We start from the raw sequence: 17,582 nt of genomic DNA on the forward strand, positions 1-17,582 counted from the left end.
GGACGCGAGGATGGGACTCGATGACTGACACCGAGCCGCGGGGGCCGCTGTCCGGCGTGCTGGTCGCCGACTTCTCCAGGGTCCTGGCCGGGCCCTACGCCACGATGTTGCTGGCGGACATGGGAGCCGACGTCATCAAGGTGGAAGGGCCCGGCGGGGACGACACCCGTACGTGGACCCCGCCCGCCAGGGGCGAGGCGTCCACCTACTACCTGGGGGTCAACCGCGGCAAACGCTCCATCGCCCTCGACCTGCGCGACGAAGGCGACGCCGAGGCCGCCAGGGAACTGGCCGGACGCGCAGACGTCCTGGTGGAGAACTTCCGGCCGGGCGGGCTGGACAAGTACGGCCTCGGCTACGACGCCGTGCTGGCCGCCAACCCCGGCATCGTGTACGCGTCGATCAGCGGCTTCGGCTCAGGGGCCGGGGCACGGGTGCCCGGCTACGACCTGATGGTGCAGGCCATGTCGGGGCTGATGAGCCTCACCGGCGAGCCGGACGGGCCGCCCTACCGGGCCGGCATCTCCGTGTTCGACGTGATGGCCGGCAACCACGCCGTCATCGGCATCCTGGCCGCGCTGCGCCACCGCGAGGCCACAGGGCGCGGCCAGCACGTCGAGGTCAACCTGATGTCGTCGGCGCTGACCGGGCTGGTCAACCAGAGCTCGGCGTACGTCGCCGGAGGCGTGGTCCCGTACCGGATGGGCAACGCCCACCCGAGCGTGTTCCCGTACGAACCGCTGCCCACGGCCGACCAGGACCTCATCGTCGCGGCCGCCAACGACGGCCAGTTCCGCAAGCTGTGCGAGGTGCTCGGCATCCCCGAGGTGGCCGATGACCCGCGCTTCGCCCGCAACGCGAGCCGCACGGCCAACCGCGAGGAGCTGCGGCCGATCCTGGTCGAGCGGCTCGCCCGGCGCTCCGCGGACGAGTGGTTCGACCTGCTCGTGGAGGCCGGGGTGCCCTGCGGGCCGATCAACACGATCGACGGCGGGTTCGCCGCGGCGGAGCGGTTCGGGCTCGATCCGGTCGTCGTGGTGGGCGAGGGCGAGCGGGCGGTGCCGACGACGCGGCATCCGATCCGGTTCTCCGAGACGCCCGCGGGCTACGCCCTGCCGCCGCCCGAGCTGAACGAGCACGGCGCCGAGCTGCGCACGTGGCTCGCCGAGGAGCGGCGGTCATGACGCCCAGGGACTACCCCACCGCTCTCGGGGCGTCGTCGCCCACGTCGATCACGCTGCTCGGGCACGACCTCGCTGCCGACGTGATGGGCGAGGTGGGCTTCGGCGAGCTGGCCTTCTGGCTGGCCACGCAGCGCCGCCCGTCGCGGGGCGAGGTGCGGGTGTTCGAGGCGGTGCTGGCCGCGCTGGCAGACCACGGGTTCACGCCGACGGCCATCGTGACGCGGCTGACGTACCTGTCGGCGCCCGACTCCGTGCAGGGAGCGCTGGCCGCCGGGCTGCTCGGCGGCGGCTCGCGGTTCCTCGGCGTCACCGAGGACTGCGGGCGTTTCCTCGCCGGCGTGCTCAAGGAGCACGACCCCCTCCCCTCCGACGACGCCGGCTGGGACGCGCTCGCGCTGGAGACCGTGACGGCCTGGCGTGAGTCGGGGCGGCGCGTGCCCGGCCTCGGCCACCACGTGCACAAGGACGGCGACCCCCGCACGCCGCGGCTGTTCGAGATCGCGGCAGGGGAGGGCCTGTACGGCCCGCACCTGTCGCTGTTCGCGGCGGTCGGCCGGGTGCACCCGCGCGTGCTGGGCAGGACGCTGCCGCTCAACGGCGCCGGCGTCTGCGGCGCCGCGCTGGCCGACCTCGGGCTGCCGCTGGAACTGCTGCGCGGGTTCGCCCTCCTGGCCAGGACCGCCGGGCTGATCGGCCAGCTCGCCGAGGAACTACGGCACCCCGTGGCCAACGACATCTTCCTGTCCGTGGACCTGAACAACCGGTCCGTGCCCCCCGACCCCTACGGAGAGTCGCATGGCTGAACTCGTCGCGGTCATCGCATCCACCCACCACCCCTTCTACTACCGCGCCAGCACCTCCACGGGTGAGGACCGCCCGCCCTTCGCCGACGAGTGGGTGCGCAAGGTCGAGGCGTTCCGCGAGACTCTGACCAGGGCCAGGCCCGACGTGCTGGTCATGGTCGGCTCCGACCACTTCCACCAGCTGTGGCTGGACAACATGCCGCAGTTCCTCGTCGGCAAGGCGCCCTTCTACGACGCGAACTTCTACAACGAGGAACGCGAGTTCGGGCTGCCCAGGATGGTGTTCAGCGGGCAGGAGGACCTGTCGGTGTACATCCTGCGCGAAGGCCTCGACGCGGGCTTCGACCTGGCCTTCTCCAACGAGCTGCGGATCGACCACTCGATCACGTGCCCGATCATCACCCTGCGCCCGCAGAACGACCTGCCGATCGTGCCCGTCTACACCAACATCTTCGCCCCTCCCCTGCCGCAGCCGAAACGGTTCGTACAGCTCGGCCGGACCATCAGGGAGCTCGTCGAGTCGTGGCCGTCCGGCCAGCGGGTCGCCGTCATCGGCACCGGGCACCTGTCGCTCGAACTTGGCGGGCCGCGCCAGTTCGGGCCGCACGGCCCCGACCCCGAGTTCGACCGCAGGGCCGTCGAATGGATCTCCACCGGCGACCTCGAAGGCTGCCTGTCGGAGGTCACGCTCGACAGCCTGTGGGAGCCCGGCAACGCCACCCACGGCTTCATGGACTTCATGCTGATGATGGGAGTGGCCGGCGAGGGGAAGAAAGCCGACTATGTGGATACGTACGACCTGTTCCACACCATGGAGGCGTACTTCACCTGGTACCCGAACGGAGGTGACGGGTCATGAGCAAATACCTGCTGAACAAGTTCCTCTTCACCGTCGACCGCGACCCCGAGCTGGTCGAGCGCTACCGCGAGGAGCCGCGCGCCACGGTGGAGATGTGGGAGGCCGAGTACGCCAACCGCATCCTCGGCTGCCACACCGGCGAGTCGTCGACGTGGCTGCGCTTCGACGACGTCGAACGCGAGGCGCTGGCCGCCCACGACTACCCGAAGTTGTTCGAGCTGGGGGCTCATCCGTTCCTCACGCTGACGTTGTTCATCGCGATGTTCGAGCGCGACCATCCGCCGCTGGGCTTCCAGAAGGAGTACGCGCGGCGGTTGTCCCACATGAGCCTGCCGTACCCGGACATCGCCACATGACGGAGGTCGCCTGCCTTGCCGCCCGGGGCGGCCCTGCCACAGGGGTGGTGTCGTGATGCGGGCCGTGCTGATCGAGACGTGCGGCCGGCCGCCCGTGGTGGCCGAGCGGCCCGCGCCCGTGGCGGCTCCCGGAGCGGAGAAGGTCGGGGTCATCGCCGCCCCGATCACCCCGCTGGATTTGCTGTGCGCGGGCGGGGCCTCCTACTTCGGCACGCCCGCCGTCCCCTACGTGCCCGGTGTGCAGGGTGTCGGCACCGTGGGCGGGCGGCTCGTGTGGTTCCCCACGTCGGCGGGGATGGCGCCCGGCGACGGCAGCATGGCGGAACTGGCGGCGGTGCCCGCCGGGGACCTCGTGGAGCTGCCCGGCGGCGCGGACCCATTCGCCGTGGCCGCTCTGGGGTTGTCGGCCGTGGCCGCGCACATGGCGCTGACCTGGCGCGGCGAGCTGGCCGCCGGCGAGCAGGTGCTGGTGCTGGGCGGCGGGGGCGTGGTGGGGCAGGCGGCCGTCCAGCTCGCCCGTCTCGCGGGCGCCCGCCGGGTCGTCGCCGCCGCCCGCTCTCCGCGGGCCCGCGAACAGGCCGGGCAGGCGGGCGCGGACGCCGTCGTCGCCCTGGACACCGACGACGTGGACGCGCTGGCCGCCCGCTTCACCGCCGCCTGCGAAGGGCCGCTGGACCTGGTGCTCGACCCGCTCTTCGGCGTCCCGGCCGCGGCGGCGGCCCGCGCCCTGCGCCCCGGGGGCCGGCTCGTCAACCTCGGCGGGTCGGCGTCGGAGACGTCCCCGCTCGCCTCCGCCACGCTGCGCAGCCGGTCGCTGCGGGTGCTCGGCTACACCAACAACGAGCTGACCAGCGAACAGCGGGCCGGCGCCATCGCCCTGATCGCCGGCCGGGTGGCCGAGGGGCGGCTGTCGGTGGCGCACGAAACCGTACCGCTGGAACAGGCTCCCGAAGCCTGGCAACGCCAGGCGGCGGGCGAGGCCGTGGGCCGCATCGTCCTCAGCGCCACCTGAACGGACCCGCCCTTTGACCGGCTCGGGCCGGCGGGTGGTTCAGGCCAGCTGGGCGACGCCGGAGCGGGGGGAGGACAGCACCGGCACTCCCCCGTCCGCCTGCGTGACGATCCCGGCCATCGACGCCTGGGCGAGCACCACGACGTCCACCTGCCGGGCGAGCCGGCCGAATCCTTCGAGGACCAGGGCGTCGTGACGGGCCGGGTCGCCGCCGCGCAGCGCCTCGAAGGCGCCGTCGCACAGGTGCGGAACGATCTCCCGCGGCACCTCGCGGCGGGTGGCCGCGCGCCGTACCAGCCGGGTGGTCGGGCCGAGCGTGGTGGCGAGCGTCGCCAGCACGCCGATCCGGTCGCCTGCTCGCACCGCCTCCTCGGCCATCGGCTCGTCGATACGCAGGATCGGCAGCTCGGCCAGCGGGCGCGCCCGTTCGGCGGCCTCGCCGATGGAGCTGCAGGTGACGAGCAGCGTCCCGGCTCCCGACTCCTTGGCGTACATCGCGTACGAGACCAGCCTGCGCAGCACGTGCGGGGGCGGGCCGTCGTTGGCGATGGTGTCCTGGAGCAGGCTCTCGTCGGCGAAGTGCATGATCCGCGCGCCGGGCCGCACCTCGGCGGCCAGTTCGGCCAGCGGCGCGGCGAGCGCGGGCACGGTGTGCAGCATGGCGATTGCCGGCCCAGTGATCGGCCCAGTGACCGGCCCAGTGATCGGCCCAGTGACCGGCCCAGTGACCGGCCCAGTGACCGGCCCAGTGACCGGCCCAGTGACCGGCCCAGTGATCGGGGCGGTCATCGGGCGTTCCACGGGCGGGCGTAGGTGTCGACGATGGAGGCCAGCCGCAGGAGCCGGGGCACCGAACGGGTACGCAGCTCGGCGGCCGTGTCCTCGGAGCCGACCACGTCGCTCCAGATCGCGCGCCCGGCCAGCATCCCCGACGCGCCCGACCGGCAGGCCGCCCGGACGGCGGCGGGGAAGTCGTCCCGTTCGACGCCCTGGGAGAGCACCACCCACGGGACGGGGATCGCCTCGTCGAGCCGGGCGCACTCCTCGGCCAGCCGGTCCTCGGGCGCGGCGCCGCCGAGCGGAACCTGGGCCTTGTACAGGCCGGGCCGCAGCCCGGCGAGCTCCGCGGCGGCCTCCCGGATCGCGGCGGACCCGTCGAACTCCGCCTCCCGGCCCTGTACGGGCTTGGCCACCCCTTCGAGCACGGAGAGCACGCCCGCCTCGGCACACCGGCGGACGAACGCGGCGGCCGTCTCCAGGCGGCGCTGCCGGTGTTCGTCATCGCGCCAGATGAGCAGCAGCTTGGCCGCGACCGCTCCGGCACGCCGCGCCGCGGCCAGGTCGATCGTGCCGTCGATCGAGGTGTCCTCGACGGGGCCGTCGGGCGCCTGCCGGAGACTGTCCACGGCGATGATGAGCCCGCCGGGCACCATACCCTCGGCGGCCACCTGGCCGAAGCCGTACTCCTGGTCGATCAGGAACCCGGAGGCGTGCGGCCCGGCCTCCCGCGCCACCGCCAGTTTGAAGCCTGTCAGCGTGTCATCGTCCACACGTCGCCCCGTGGCCGCGGCGAACATCTGCCTGAGGCTCTCGCGCTGGTCCATCGCGACCATGGCGAACCCGCCGGAGGGGCGGGCCAGCAGGTCCAGCGTGGGGGTGGGCGGGGTGGTCTCCTGGCTGGTCAATGGGTGCTCCGATCTGATGGTGTCCGGCCTGGTCATCCGCGCTCCTGCCGGGCGATGGTGAGGAAGCGTTCGTAGAGGGGCCGGTAGGCGGCGGCGAGGCCGGGGTCGTGCGGCTGGGGCTCACGGGGCAGTACGGGAACGTCGTCGAGTGAGCCTCCCGCCTGGCCGGCGATGAGGGCGGCGCCCGCGCAGACCGCGTCGTCCGCGCGTACGACGTCGACCGGCACGGGCGAGAGCGCCGCCTTGACGCGCGTCCAGAGCGGGATCCGCACCTGCCCGCCGAACACCACGAGCCGCTCGGCTTCGGCGCCGGTCACGGCGGCGAGCTCGGCCACGGTCCAGCGGGTGTGCAGGCACGTGCCCTCCATGGCGGCCGCCAGCAGATCACCGTACGTGTGGTCCGGCCCCATTCCGAACATCGTCACCCGGCGTCCGCGGTCGGGAGCGGGCGCCACCCTGCCACGCAGGTACGGCTCGGCGATGATCCCCGTCGGCAGCCGCACGCCGTCCAGCAGCGCGGGCAGTGCGGCGTACTTGTCCGCCGTCGCACGTGCGCCGCCCTCCACCACGCCGCGGGCCGGTGGGTCCTCGGGGGCGGTGGTCAGGCCGAGGAGCCAGTCGAGCATGCCGCCGCTGGTCGGCAGGCCTCCGACGAGTACGGTGCCCGTGCCGTCGAGCGATGGGTCGGCCGTGATGCCCATCGCCAGGCCGGTGCGGGGGTCCGGCCGGTGCGCCGCCGGCGCCAGGACCGCCTCCGCCGTGCCCATGGAGTCGGCCACGTGCCCGGGGCGGCGCACACCGGAAGCCCAGGCACCCACCGCGTGGTCGTGGCCGGCGATCACCACGGGGACGCCTGCCGCCACCCCGCTCACCCTCGCCGTCAGCCCGCCCACGGGCTCCACCGCCCGGACCGTGGGCGCCAGGTGCCCGGGACGGAGCCCGGCCAGGGAGAGCAGGTCCTCGTCGTAGTCGCGGCGTACGACGTCGTAGGCGAGGGTGCGCGCGGCCAGCGTCTCATGGGTGCGCAGCACGCCGGTGAGCGCGTACGCCACCGCATCGGGCACGCTCGCCCACCAGCGCATCGCCGCCGGCACATCCGGTTCGTGCGCCCTCAGCCAGAGCCACTTCGCCAGCGGCGCCTTCGCGTCCACCCACCGCCCGGTCCGCGCGTAGACCTCCGCCACGTCGCCACCCGAGCCGACGTCACCACCGCCCCAAGCGCCGCCACGGGGCGCGTTCAGGGACGCGGCGGGGTCGCGCAGGGCGGCGGCTTCCTGGGTGCCCCGCGGGTCGTTCCACCACAGCAGGGGCGTGAGCGGGCTCCCCGAATCGTCCAGGGGCACGCCGGTCTCGGCCATGCCCGCGATCCCGATCGTGTCCGGACCGCGCCCCGTGCGGGCGGCGCACTCCTCCAGGGCCTCCAGTACGGCGGCCACGAGGGCGGGCAGGGTGCGCGGTGTCGGGCGGCGTACGGAGGAGACGCAGCCGCCCCTCTCGTCGAAGAAGCCCACCTTGACGTGGGTGGTGCCCACGTCAATCCCGCACAACAACGCCATGTTGTCACTATAAGTCCATGAGTTGGCTGAAAAGCGCCAACTTCTGGGGCATCATGGTCATATGAGCGATCTCGAGGCGAGCTTGCGCTACTCGTCCGCCCCGCACCGGCGCGAGGCGATCCTGCGCAGGATCGAGCTCGACGGGTACGTCGCCGCCGCCGACCTGGTCACCGAGCTGGGCGTCTCGCCCAACACCGTCAGGCGTGACCTGCGCAGGCTCGCCGGCGACGGTCTCGTCAGGGCGGTACGCGGGGGCGCCGCCGCTGCCGACGTGGGCGCCACGCCGTTCACCGACCGCTCCGTCCAGGCGTCCGCCGCCAAACGGGCGGTCGCCGCCGCCGCGGTACGCCACGTCGAGCCGGGCACGGCCATCGCCCTCGACTCGGGCACCACCACCCTGGAGATCGCCAAGCTCCTCCCCTCCGCGGCGGACCTGACCGTCATCACCCATTCGCTGCCCGCCATCGCCGTGCTCGCGCCGAGACCCGACGTCACCCTCATCGGGGTGGGCGGCCAGTACGGCAGGGACACGCGCTCGTTCGGCGGGCCGGAGACCCTGGCCTCGCTGGAGCACATGAGCGTGCGCACGCTGTTCCTGGCCGCCACCGCGCTCGACGGGTCCGGCGTCTACGGCGCCACACCGTACGAGGCCGAGACCAAGCGCCGGCTCATCTCCATCGCCCGCAGGACGATCGTGGTCGGCGACGCGCGCAAGTTCGTCCTGAGTGCCCCGATCCGGGTGTGCGGGTGGGACGCGGCCGACCTGCTGGTGACCGACGGCGTGCCGCACGGGTTCGAGGGAGTCGACGTCGAGTTCGGCTCACGGGCTCCCGTCTGACAGAAGCGGCGCGGCCGCCATGATGGTCATGCCCCACGTCATCAGGTGCTTGAACACGCGTCCCGGATCGCCACGTCGGAGTGCGCCACGATCAGCGCGCCGTTGGCGGAGAAGGGGCTGCAGTCCACCACCGAGGAGGAGATCGCCAGCGCCGTGACCATGCCGGCGGCGCCCGCCTGCCCGGTCTGCAGGAAGGGTACGGCGAGCGGGATCAGCGCGCCCAGGATGCCGGTCGTCGAGGCGAAGGCGGAGACCACGGCGCCGATCAGGCAGATCAGCAGGGCGGCCGGGAGCGGAGCGCCGACCTGGGCCACGCCGTCGAGCCGCTTCACGGTGCCCTGGTCCCGCAGGAGGGCGACGTACGTGACGATGCCGCCGACGAGGAGCACCGTACCCTAGCTGATCTTGTCGACGGCGCCACGGGCGGCGGGCGGGAAGATTGCCCCGAATAGCGGTCTATTCAAATCAATCCAGATAAGTCGTGTAAAAACGTAAATCACAGCAGATAAGCACCCTTGACACATCCCCACACCAGGAATAGCCTCCCGGATTATTATATCGATTTAATCCGCCAGGGTGCCGGGCAACCGCATCCATGCGGGCGTCACCCGAGGAGCCCGTGACCATGAGACCCCCCAGCAGCATCCGCCGCGCACTCATCACCTCCTTGGCCGCCCTGCTCTGCCTCCCCCTCATGGCGGCGCCGGCGAGCGCGGCCCACGGGAGCAGACACGGGAGCGGACACGGGAGCGGACACGGGAGCGGACACGGGCGGCCGGACGCGGGCGTCCGGCTCGAACACCTCGACCGCGGCCTGGTGGCGGCCACGACCAGCGGCGGCGTCTTCCTGAGCTGGCGGCTGCTGGGCGATGAGGTGACCGGGCACGGCGACACCGGCATGCGGGGCCCCGCCTTCCGCGTCTACCGCGACGGCCGCCCCATCGCGACGGTCACGGACAGCACCAACCACCTCGACCCCGCCGGCACCCGGGCCTCGGAGTACCGCGTGGCTCCGGTCGCCCGGGGCCGGGAGGGCCGGCGCAGCGCCGCGGTCAAGCCGTGGGTTAAATCGTTTTATGATCTCAAGCTGCGGAAACCGGCCGACGGTGTGACCCCCGCGGGCGAGGCCTTCACGTACACGGCCAATGACATGAGCGTCGGCGACGTGGACGGCGACGGCCGCTACGAGTACGTCGTCAAATGGGACCCCTCCAACTCCAAGGACGTCTCCCAGCGTGGCTACACCGGCAACACCTACGTCGACACCTACGAGCTCGACGGCACCCTGCGCTGGCGGCTCGACCTGGGCGTCAACATCCGATCCGGCGCCCACTACACCCAGTTCCAGGTCTACGACTTCGACGGCGACGGCCGTTCCGAGATGATGCTCAAGACCGCCCCTGGGACCAAGATCATCCGGTACGGGAGCAGGGGCCAGGTCGTGTCGGAGCGTCACGTCACCATGCCGCGCCAGGACGTCAGGGCAGGCTACTCGCACCAGGACGATTACCGGCAGAGCGCAGCAGACTATTTCGACCACATTGTGGAAATGTTCGCGAAATGGCATGAGCGCCCGGAGGTGGTCGCGAAACGCTGGCCGGCCACTCTGGAAGAGGCCTTCGGCATCGAGCCTGCGCACGAATACCCGCTCTCCCATGAGGACGCCGTGGAGCTGGCCACCTACTTCGTCGACGTCTACGCGCCGGGCCGCAGCGGCAACAACCGGTTGCGCGAGTTCGAGGGCTTCGTCCTCACCGGCCCCGAGTACCTGTCCGTGCTCGACGGGGCCACCGGCAGGGAGTTGCAGACGATCCCCTACAAGCCCGGCCGCGGCGACGACGGGCTCATGTGGGGCGACTACGCCATGTCCAGGATCGAGCCGGGCAACCGGGTCGACCGGTTCCTGTCCGCGGTGGCCTACCTCGACGGCAGGCGCCCGTCGGCGGTGTTCGCCCGCGGCTACTACACCCGCACCACGCTCGTCGCCTACGACTGGAACGGCCGGCGCCTGGAGGAGGTCTGGTACGCCGACAGCGGCCACGCCCCGATGGCGAACCCGTTCAACGCCTCACCGCACGGCGTTCCCGGCAGCAACCCGGAATATGCCGACCTGACCACCCAGGGCTTCCACTCGATGAGCGCCGCCGACGTGGACGGCGACGGCAGGCAGGAGATCGTCTACGGCGCCGCGACCATCGACGACGACGGCGACCTGCTGTACTCGTCGTTCGCCGAGGGACCACCCCAGAGCAGCGTCCCTGGCCAGAATGTGCGGCTCGGCCACGGCGACGCCCTGCACGTGGGCGACTTCGACCCCGGCCGCCCTGGCCTCGAGATCTGGACGGTGCACGAGGGCGGCACGTGGGCGCCGTACGGGTGGGCGCTGCGCGACGCGGCCACCGGCGAGGTGATCCACGGCGGCTACAGCGGCCGGGACACCGGGCGCGGCATGGTCGGCGACGTCGACCCGGCGATCCGCGGCATGGAGGCGTGGTCGTCGGTACCGCCCGACGAGGGGATCCAGGCGGGCCTGTGGTCGGCCCGCGGCGAGCACCTGGACCGCGTCACGCCCGGCACGAACATGAGCATCCGCTGGGCCGCCGACATGACCACGCAACTCGTCAACGGCACCGCGACCACCGAGCTGCAGACGCCGACGATCGACGACTGGAAGCGCGGCACGGTGCTCACCGCCGAGGGCACGCTGACCAACAACTGGACGAAGGGCAACCCGGGGCTGGTCGCCGACGTCTTCGGCGACTGGCGCGAGGAACTGCTCGTCCGTACGGCCGGCGGCGACGCGGTGCGGATCTACCTGAGCACCGAGGTGACCGGCAGGAAGATGTACACGCTCATGCACGATCCGCAGTATCGCGCCGACGTGGCCCGGCAGCAGACGGCCTACAACCAGCCGGCGTACCCGGGCTTCTACTTCGGCTCCGACATCGACTGGTCGCGGGTCCCCGTCCCCCGCATCAGCACCCCCAAGGGGTAACAGGGCGCGCATGCCGAGGGCGCTCCCCTGGGACAGGGGAGCGCCCTCGGCGTACGTGTGCGTGCCCGCTCAGGCGGGAAGCCTCACCACGACCTCACGCGGGAAGCTTCACCAGCAGCGGCGTGTTCGCCGGCCGGGTGTCCTTCTCGGCCCACGCGCCGGTCGAGAAGGCGACCGGGTGGTTCTTCTTGCCGACCCCGTCGCCCCACTTGGTGACGACATAGTTGATCTTGATGTGGCCCTTGCCCCCGTTGTTCTCGACGCCGAGCGTCTCGGGGTCGAAGGTGCCGCCGGTCAGCTCGGCGAAGGTCTTGGCGTCCAGGTCGAGCATGACGCCGCGGCTGGAGGGGTCTCCAGGGCCACGGTCGCCGACGAAGAACGGCACCTTCTTACCCTGGTAGATGGCGTACCCCTCGGTCATGAGGGGCCAGCTGGGGCTGGCGGCCAGGCCCTTCTGCATGGGCTTGCCCGCGGCGGGAAGGCCGGTGTCGCCGGCCCGGCCGGAGGCGTCGTCCCAGAAGTACGAGGCGGTCGTGGAGCCCTTGAGCATGACCTGCTGCACGGTGCCGGAGTCGGCGTGCGCCGGCGCGGCGCCCACGGTCAGGGCGGTCGCGGCGGTCGTGGCCAGCATGGCGAAGGTACGCAGGCGAGCTTGCATGATGGTGTCAGGTCCTTTGTTAGGGGACGATGGCAGTTCGCGCTCGCTTGGACGGACGTAGCCGGGCAGCACGCCGGACGGGACGCTACGCGGAGCACGGGGGAATCCAGTGGGAGGATCCGTGGGTTCCGGCGCCCTTCGCCGCGACTGCGCGGGCACGGGTCATCGCCGGACATGCACCAACCTAACCCCCAAACCGGACAAATGCAAATATATCGCCACGAAACGGGTATAGATCTACCTCAGCCGACCTCTCTGCGCATCGTCCGCACCATGCCGGCGGCCATCGGCAACACGATCCAGGCCAGCGACGACACGGCCACCCGGGCGGCGTCGCCCCCGGTCATGGTGCCGTTCACCAGCGGGATGGTGGCGGTGTTGAGGTCCAGCCACTGAGTCGCGGCCTCCCCCGCGGAGCCGAGCCGGGCCACGACGCTCCACATGACCGCGTTGGACAGGAAGACCACGATCGCCGCGGGCGCGTTCATGAGCACCGTACCCAGGGCCAGCCCCTGGGCGGTGAGCAGGACCGACGTGGCCGTCCATCCCGCCAGGGCCGGCAGGGCGACCCGCCAGTCGGCCGGCACTCCCTGGGCCGCCGCGACGGCCGCCGTCACCGGAGCCGCGACCAGCATCGCGAACACGCAGGCCAGGACGGAGGCGATCAGGGGCGGCAGGCACTTGGCCGCCCACACCCGCCCCCTCCGGGGTTCGAGCGTGAACGTGGTCAGCGCCGTGCGGTGGCTCCACTCGCCGGTCACGGTGAGGATGGCGAGCACGGGAAGCAGGATGCCCACCACGATGCCGGCCGTCACCGCGGCGGTGTAGAGCTCGGGACCGGAGGCGATGCCGCGAACGACGACGGCGCCGGCCGTCAGGGCGGCCAGCACGCCGGTGATGACTTTGCTGCTGCGGGTGTCGACGAGCTTGCGGGTCTCCACCCGCAGCAACGTCGGGAACGGGATGCGCCCGGTGGTCATGCGAGGCCCCTGTCGGCGGCGGCGGTCAGCTCCAGGAAGGTCTGCTCCAGGCTGCGGCCCCGGCCGAGCTCGGCCGGGGTGCCCTGGGCGAGCAGGCGGCCCCGCCCGATCATCACGATGCGGTCGGCGACCTGCTCCACCTCGTGCAGCAGGTGCGAGCTGAGCAGCACCGCGCATCCGGAGCGGGCCAGGTCGCGCAGCAGCCCGCGCATCCAGTGGATGCCCTGGGGGTCGAGGCCGTTGGCCGGCTCGTCCAGGATGAGCGCCCGCGGCCGGCCGAGCAGGGCGTGCCCGATGCCGAGCCGCTGCCGCATGCCCAGTGAGTAGCCGCCGACGGGCCTGCGGCCTTCCTTGCCGGTCAGGCCGACCAGTTCCAGGACCTCGTCCACCCGCGTACGGGGCAGGCCCAGCATCATCGTGCCGAGGGTCAGGACCTCACGGCCGGTGCGGCCGGGATGCTGGGCGGAGGCGTCGAGCAGCGTACCCACGTCGTAGCCGGGACGCTCCAGCTCGGCGTACGGCCGCCCGAGCACGGTGGCGGAGCCGGAGGTGGGGCGGGACAGCCCCGCCAGGATGCGCATGGCCGTCGACTTGCCCGCGCCGTTGGGCCCGAGGAACCCGGTGACGGAGCCGGCCGGCACGGTGAAGGACACGTCGTCGAGCGCCTTCACGTCGCTGTACGTCTTGCTGAGGCGATGAAATTCGATCACGCCCACAGTTCATCGAAGACGCGCCCCGCGTACATCGGACCTGGGTCCACGGCGGGTGGCGGCCCGGCCACACCCGCCGCCCCGGGTGTAGACCAGGGTCTGCAGCGCGATGGACCCCGGTCGCTAACCCGGCACGGCGGCGGGTCCCTAGGCTGGTGGACGTGCACGACGCCGACGAGCATCAACCGCCCCTCGACACGCTGGGCATCACGCTGCGCCACCTGTTCGCCGCGCTGCCCCTGCTGTTCTACGTCGTCACGGTGGTCCTGCTGTCGGGCCGCGCGCCCGTGCCGTACGCGTCGACCGGCTGGGTGCTGGCCGACATGGGGCTCGGCGTGGCGGGCCTGGTCGTCATGCGCTGGCGGCGCCGGTGGCCGTGGCAGATCGCGCTGGCCACCGCGCTGCCGACCGTCGTGTCGTTCACGGCGGGCGGGCCCGCGCTGGTCGCCTACACCTCGCTGGTCACGCACCGGCGCTGGCGCCAGATCGTGCCGGTGGCCGCGGCGAGCTGCCTGATCATGTTCGTGGCGGGGTGGCTCCAGGACGGCTCCCTTTCCATGGCCGTCGTCAACGCGGTGACCGGCCTCGTCATCCTCGCCGTCGCCACCGTGCTCGGCCTCTACGTGCGCAGCCGCCGTGACCTGACCACCTCCCAGCGGAAGGCGGAGGCGGCGGTCCAGCGGCAGCGGGTCGAGCAGGCCCAGCTCGCGGAGCGGCTGCAGATCGCCCAGGAGATGCACGACGTGCTGGCTCACCGGATCTCGCTGCTGGCGATGCTGGCCGGCGGGCTGGCGTACCGGAAGGACCTCACCCCCGAGCAGACGCGGGAGGCGGCGCTGGCCATCCAGGAGAACGCCCACCAGTCGCTGAACGAGCTCCGTGCCGTGCTCGGCACGCTGAGGCGCGACCCCGGCCCCGACGGCGGCCCCAACGGCGGCCTGCCAGGCCCTCAGGGCCCGCAGCCGACGCTGGCCCAGCTGGACACCCTGTTCGAGGAGGTGCGGACGGCCGGGCAACGGGTCGAGGTGGACGACGCCATCGACTGCCGCGAGCAGCTGCCCACCCAGACGGGGCGGCACGCGTACCGGATCGTGCAGGAGGCGCTCACGAACGCCCGCAAGCACGCTCCCGGCAGCCGGGTGACGGCCGAGCTGGGCGGGCGGCCGGGTGAGGGGCTGCGCATCCGGGTGAGCAACCCGGCGCCGGCCGGCGCGTCCGCGGGGCCCGGCGGCCGGCTGGGCCTGGTCGGCCTGGCCGAGCGCACCAGGATGGCCGGCGGCACCATCAGCCACACCGTCCGCGACGGGCGGTTCATCCTCGACGCCAGGCTGCCGTGGGAGGCTTGATCTCGTGACCCGTCTTCGTATTGTGATCGTGGACGACGACCCTATGGTGCGCACGGGGCTGAGCCTCATCCTGGGCGGCGAGCCCGACCTCGAGCTGGCCGGGGAGGCGGCCGACGGCAGGCAGGCCATGACCGTGATCCGCGACCTGCGCCCCGACGTCGTGCTGATGGACATCCGCATGCCGCACCAGGACGGCCTCACCACCACCGAGCTGCTGCTCAAGAGCCCCTCCCCGCCCAGGATCCTGGTGCTGACCACGTTCGACGCCGACGACATGGTGCTGCGCGCCCTGCAGCTCGGGGCGCACGGCTTCCTGCTGAAGGACACACCGCCGCCCAAGATGATCGAGGCGGTGCGCGCGTGCGCGCGCGGCGAGCCGGTGTTGTCCCCGAGCGTCGCCCAGCAGGTGATCGCCGCGGCCACCGGCAGGCACGACCCGCGGCGGCCGCAGGCGCTGGAGGAGCTGTCCCGGCTGACCGAACGCGAGCGCGAGGTCGCCGTCGAGATCGCCAAGGGAGGCTCCAACACGGAGATCGCGGCCAGCCTCTGCGTGAGCGTGGCCACGGTCAAGGCCAACATCACGCGCATCTTCGCCAAGCTCGGCACCGACAACCGGGTTCACGTGGCCATGAAGGTACGCGACGCGGGACTGATCTGAATGCCGCTGGACACCGACCGGCTGCTCGCCGCGCTGGCCGCGTGGAGCCTTCCGGTGGTCTCCGCCGAGCCGCTGCCGGGCGGCTGGAACTCCGTGACCTGGCTCGTCCGCGACGCTTCCGGCGCCCCCTACGTCGCCAAGCTGTCCGACGTCGGCTCCGCCACCGCCTTCCTCGGCGGTCTGCGGGTGGCGGCCCGCGCGGAGCGGGGCGGGCTGGCCAGCGGCGCCCCCGTCCCCCTGCCCGACGGCCGGCTGGCCACGGACCTGGACGAGGGGCTGCTGGCCCTGCTGCGCTACGTCCCCGGCCGCCCGCCGGACGCCTCCTCCGCGGGAGACCTGCACCGGATGGGGGCGGTGCTGGCCCGCGCGCACCGCGCGCTCGGCAACGACACCGCCGACGTCGGCAAGCAGCACCGGTGGCCGTGGCCGTGGGCGAGCGACTGCCTGCGCGAACTGCGGATGCCCGGCCACGTTCGCACGAGGGCCGCCCAGGTGCTGGAGGAGGCGCGCGAGGCCGCGCCGCACCTCCGCGCCGGCGTGGTCAACGGCGACCCCGGCCTGGACGGCTTCCGCCTCAGCGAGCGCTCGCCCGAGGAGGACGGCCTCGTCGACTGGGGCGCGGTCCTGCAGGCCCCCATCCTGTACGACCTCGCGTGCACCGCCGTGCTGACCCGCGAGACACCCCACGCGATCCGGCACGTCCTCGCCGGTTACCAGGCCGTCGACCCCGCCATCGCCGACGAGCTGCCCTGTCTGGACACGTTCGTCCGGCTGCGGTGGATGGCGCACGCCATCTACTTCTCCGACCGCATCGAACGTGGCCTGCTCAGGGGCGTCTCCAGCGCGGCGGGCAACGAGGAGGGGCTCGAGGAGGCGTACGCCGGCATGTGCGGGACGCACCGCTCCTAGGGCCCTCTACGCAGGTGGGCCGCTCAGCAGCGTGTCGAGGAAGAGCTTGCGGTAGCGGAGGGCGTCGACGGCGAGCGCGACGTCGACGCCGTTCGCCGTCCCGGCCAGCCCGTGAGCGGCGTCCTCACCGGGCAGCACCCGCCGGTCGACGAGCGTCTGACCCCTGCTGCGTCCGGGGGCGAGCTCCACGCTCACCGGCAGCCGCTCCGTGGTCAGGCCGCCGGGGTCGGCCACCGCGCACACCGCTCCGGCGTCGCCGAGCAGCCCGTCGCCGTTCACGCGGGGGTCGGCCCCGCACAGGGCGATCTGGTGGCGCAGCAGCAGGCCCGCCAGACGGCTGCCCGGCTCGTCGTGCCCGAGCAGCTCCGCGCACGTGGGGGCGTCCACGGAGACGTGGTAGAAGACGTCGAGCCCGTACATCGTCACGGGCACCCCGGCGTCCATGACGATCGCGGCCGCCTCGGGGTCGTGCCACACGTTGAACTCGGCGACGGGGGTGGCGTTGCCGATGGAGGCGCTGCCGCCCATGAGGACCAGCCGCTCGATGTTGCCGGCGACCTCCGGGCAGGCCCGCAGCAGGAGGGCGAGGTTGGTGAGCGGGGCCAGGCCCACGACAACGACGGGCTCGGGTGCGCCGAGGATGGTGTCGCGCAGCAGGTCCACGGCCGGCACCCCGGCCGGCCGCCGGGCCGAGACGGGGAGCCCGAGGTCGGCGAGGCCGTCGGCGCCGTGGATGTGGCCGGCGTCGCGGGCCGGCTCGATGAGCGGCCGTTCCGCGCCCGCGCTCACCGGCACGTCGGGGGCGCCGGCCGCGTCGAGGACCTTGAGCGTGTTGGCGACCACCTGTCCGAGGCCCGCGTTGCCGGCCACGCATGTCACAGCGCGCAGCCTCAGCTCCGGATGGCGTACGGCGAAGAGGAGGGCCAGCGCGTCGTCCACGCCGGTGTCCACGTCAAGAATCAGGTCCTTCATCCCATTCCTTCCTCGATGCACCTTGACAGGTACGCGCACACCATCCCACGATGTCCTATCT

Annotated in this window: 18 protein-coding genes; 10 read left to right on the top strand and 8 right to left on the bottom strand. The window is 72.6% G+C overall.

Annotation, left to right across the window (positions count from 1 at the left end):
* Positions 1-20: 20 nt before the first annotated feature.
* From GUY59_RS05720 to GUY59_RS05740, 5 genes are read left to right on the top strand one after another with little or no spacing between them, the layout of a single operon-like run.
* On the top strand, positions 21-1,184 hold the full coding sequence (locus GUY59_RS05720) for a CaiB/BaiF CoA transferase family protein (RefSeq protein ID WP_132331577.1): 1,164 nt from the start codon (positions 21-23) through the stop codon (positions 1,182-1,184).
* On the top strand, positions 1,181-1,987 hold the full coding sequence (locus GUY59_RS05725; RefSeq protein ID WP_138200071.1) for a citryl-CoA lyase: 807 nt from the start codon (positions 1,181-1,183) through the stop codon (positions 1,985-1,987). The genes GUY59_RS05720 and GUY59_RS05725 overlap by 4 nt, the downstream gene beginning before the upstream one ends.
* Positions 1,980-2,846 carry an extradiol ring-cleavage dioxygenase gene (locus tag GUY59_RS05730; protein WP_138200070.1) on the top strand — a complete coding sequence of 289 codons (867 nt, stop codon included), beginning with the start codon at positions 1,980-1,982 and terminating at the stop codon, positions 2,844-2,846. The genes GUY59_RS05725 and GUY59_RS05730 overlap by 8 nt, the downstream gene beginning before the upstream one ends.
* On the top strand, positions 2,843-3,202 hold the full coding sequence (locus GUY59_RS05735; protein WP_132331584.1) for a hypothetical protein: 360 nt from the start codon (positions 2,843-2,845) through the stop codon (positions 3,200-3,202). Before GUY59_RS05730 ends, GUY59_RS05735 begins: the two co-directional genes overlap by 4 nt.
* Before the next feature lie 55 nt (positions 3,203-3,257).
* Positions 3,258-4,214, top strand: a complete 957-nt coding sequence (locus tag GUY59_RS05740; protein ID WP_138200069.1) for a quinone oxidoreductase family protein — start codon at positions 3,258-3,260, stop codon at positions 4,212-4,214.
* Positions 4,215-4,253: 39 nt separating this feature from the next.
* On the opposite strand, the gene GUY59_RS05745 is transcribed toward GUY59_RS05740, so the two are convergent.
* The 3 genes from GUY59_RS05745 to GUY59_RS05760 form a co-directional block, all read right to left on the bottom strand.
* Positions 4,254-4,874 (bottom strand): aspartate/glutamate racemase family protein, encoded by a 621-nt coding sequence (locus GUY59_RS05745; protein ID WP_171055341.1) that lies wholly within the window; start codon positions 4,872-4,874, stop codon positions 4,254-4,256.
* Between the two features lie 125 nt (positions 4,875-4,999).
* Positions 5,000-5,935 (bottom strand): hypothetical protein, encoded by a 936-nt coding sequence (locus GUY59_RS05755; protein WP_161714423.1) that lies wholly within the window; start codon positions 5,933-5,935, stop codon positions 5,000-5,002.
* Entirely contained in the window at positions 5,932-7,455 is a 1,524-nt protein-coding gene (locus GUY59_RS05760) for an FGGY-family carbohydrate kinase (protein WP_138205484.1), read from the bottom strand. The genes GUY59_RS05755 and GUY59_RS05760 overlap by 4 nt, the downstream gene beginning before the upstream one ends.
* A 61-nt stretch (positions 7,456-7,516) precedes the next feature.
* On the opposite strand from GUY59_RS05760, the gene GUY59_RS05765 reads away from it, so the two are divergent.
* Positions 7,517-8,293: a DeoR/GlpR family DNA-binding transcription regulator gene (locus tag GUY59_RS05765; protein WP_138205482.1), complete on the top strand. Its 777-nt coding sequence runs from the start codon at positions 7,517-7,519 to the stop codon at positions 8,291-8,293.
* 41 nt (positions 8,294-8,334) lie between these two features.
* Here the strand turns inward: GUY59_RS05765 and GUY59_RS05770 are convergent, their stop codons facing one another.
* Positions 8,335-8,682, bottom strand: a complete 348-nt coding sequence (locus GUY59_RS05770; protein ID WP_201760543.1) for a hypothetical protein — start codon at positions 8,680-8,682, stop codon at positions 8,335-8,337.
* Between the two features lie 236 nt (positions 8,683-8,918).
* Between GUY59_RS05770 and GUY59_RS05775 the strand changes: the two genes are divergently transcribed.
* Positions 8,919-11,288 (top strand): rhamnogalacturonan lyase, encoded by a 2,370-nt coding sequence (locus tag GUY59_RS05775; RefSeq protein WP_138205480.1) that lies wholly within the window; start codon positions 8,919-8,921, stop codon positions 11,286-11,288.
* A 94-nt stretch (positions 11,289-11,382) separates the two neighbouring features.
* Here GUY59_RS05775 and GUY59_RS50545 read toward each other — a convergent pair whose 3' ends face one another.
* The 3 genes from GUY59_RS50545 to GUY59_RS05790 form a co-directional block, all read right to left on the bottom strand.
* Positions 11,383-11,946 (bottom strand): hypothetical protein, encoded by a 564-nt coding sequence (locus GUY59_RS50545; RefSeq protein WP_330849137.1) that lies wholly within the window; start codon positions 11,944-11,946, stop codon positions 11,383-11,385.
* A 242-nt stretch (positions 11,947-12,188) separates the two neighbouring features.
* Positions 12,189-12,926: an ABC transporter permease subunit gene (locus GUY59_RS05785; protein ID WP_138205478.1), complete on the bottom strand. Its 738-nt coding sequence runs from the start codon at positions 12,924-12,926 to the stop codon at positions 12,189-12,191.
* A complete protein-coding gene (locus tag GUY59_RS05790) occupies positions 12,923-13,636 on the bottom strand; it encodes an ABC transporter ATP-binding protein (RefSeq protein WP_138205476.1) in 714 nt (237 codons plus the stop codon). The genes GUY59_RS05785 and GUY59_RS05790 overlap by 4 nt, the downstream gene beginning before the upstream one ends.
* A gap of 161 nt (positions 13,637-13,797) precedes the next feature.
* On the opposite strand from GUY59_RS05790, the gene GUY59_RS48350 reads away from it, so the two are divergent.
* The 3 genes from GUY59_RS48350 to GUY59_RS05805 are packed head-to-tail and all read left to right on the top strand — an operon-like array spanning position 13,798 to position 16,549.
* A complete protein-coding gene (locus tag GUY59_RS48350) occupies positions 13,798-14,982 on the top strand; it encodes a sensor histidine kinase (RefSeq protein WP_138205474.1) in 1,185 nt (394 codons plus the stop codon).
* A 28-nt stretch (positions 14,983-15,010) separates the two neighbouring features.
* Positions 15,011-15,640 (top strand): response regulator, encoded by a 630-nt coding sequence (locus GUY59_RS05800; RefSeq protein WP_289514287.1) that lies wholly within the window; start codon positions 15,011-15,013, stop codon positions 15,638-15,640.
* Positions 15,641-16,549, top strand: a complete 909-nt coding sequence (locus GUY59_RS05805) for a phosphotransferase enzyme family protein (RefSeq protein WP_138205470.1) — start codon at positions 15,641-15,643, stop codon at positions 16,547-16,549.
* A 6-nt stretch (positions 16,550-16,555) separates the two neighbouring features.
* Here the strand turns inward: GUY59_RS05805 and GUY59_RS05810 are convergent, their stop codons facing one another.
* A complete protein-coding gene (locus tag GUY59_RS05810) occupies positions 16,556-17,521 on the bottom strand; it encodes a nucleoside hydrolase (protein ID WP_132333477.1) in 966 nt (321 codons plus the stop codon).
* Positions 17,522-17,582 lie beyond the last annotated feature (61 nt).

The sequence above is a fragment of the Nonomuraea sp. K271 genome, assembly GCF_009908215.1.
In the GTDB taxonomy this organism is placed as follows: domain Bacteria; phylum Actinomycetota; class Actinomycetes; order Streptosporangiales; family Streptosporangiaceae; genus Nonomuraea; species Nonomuraea longispora.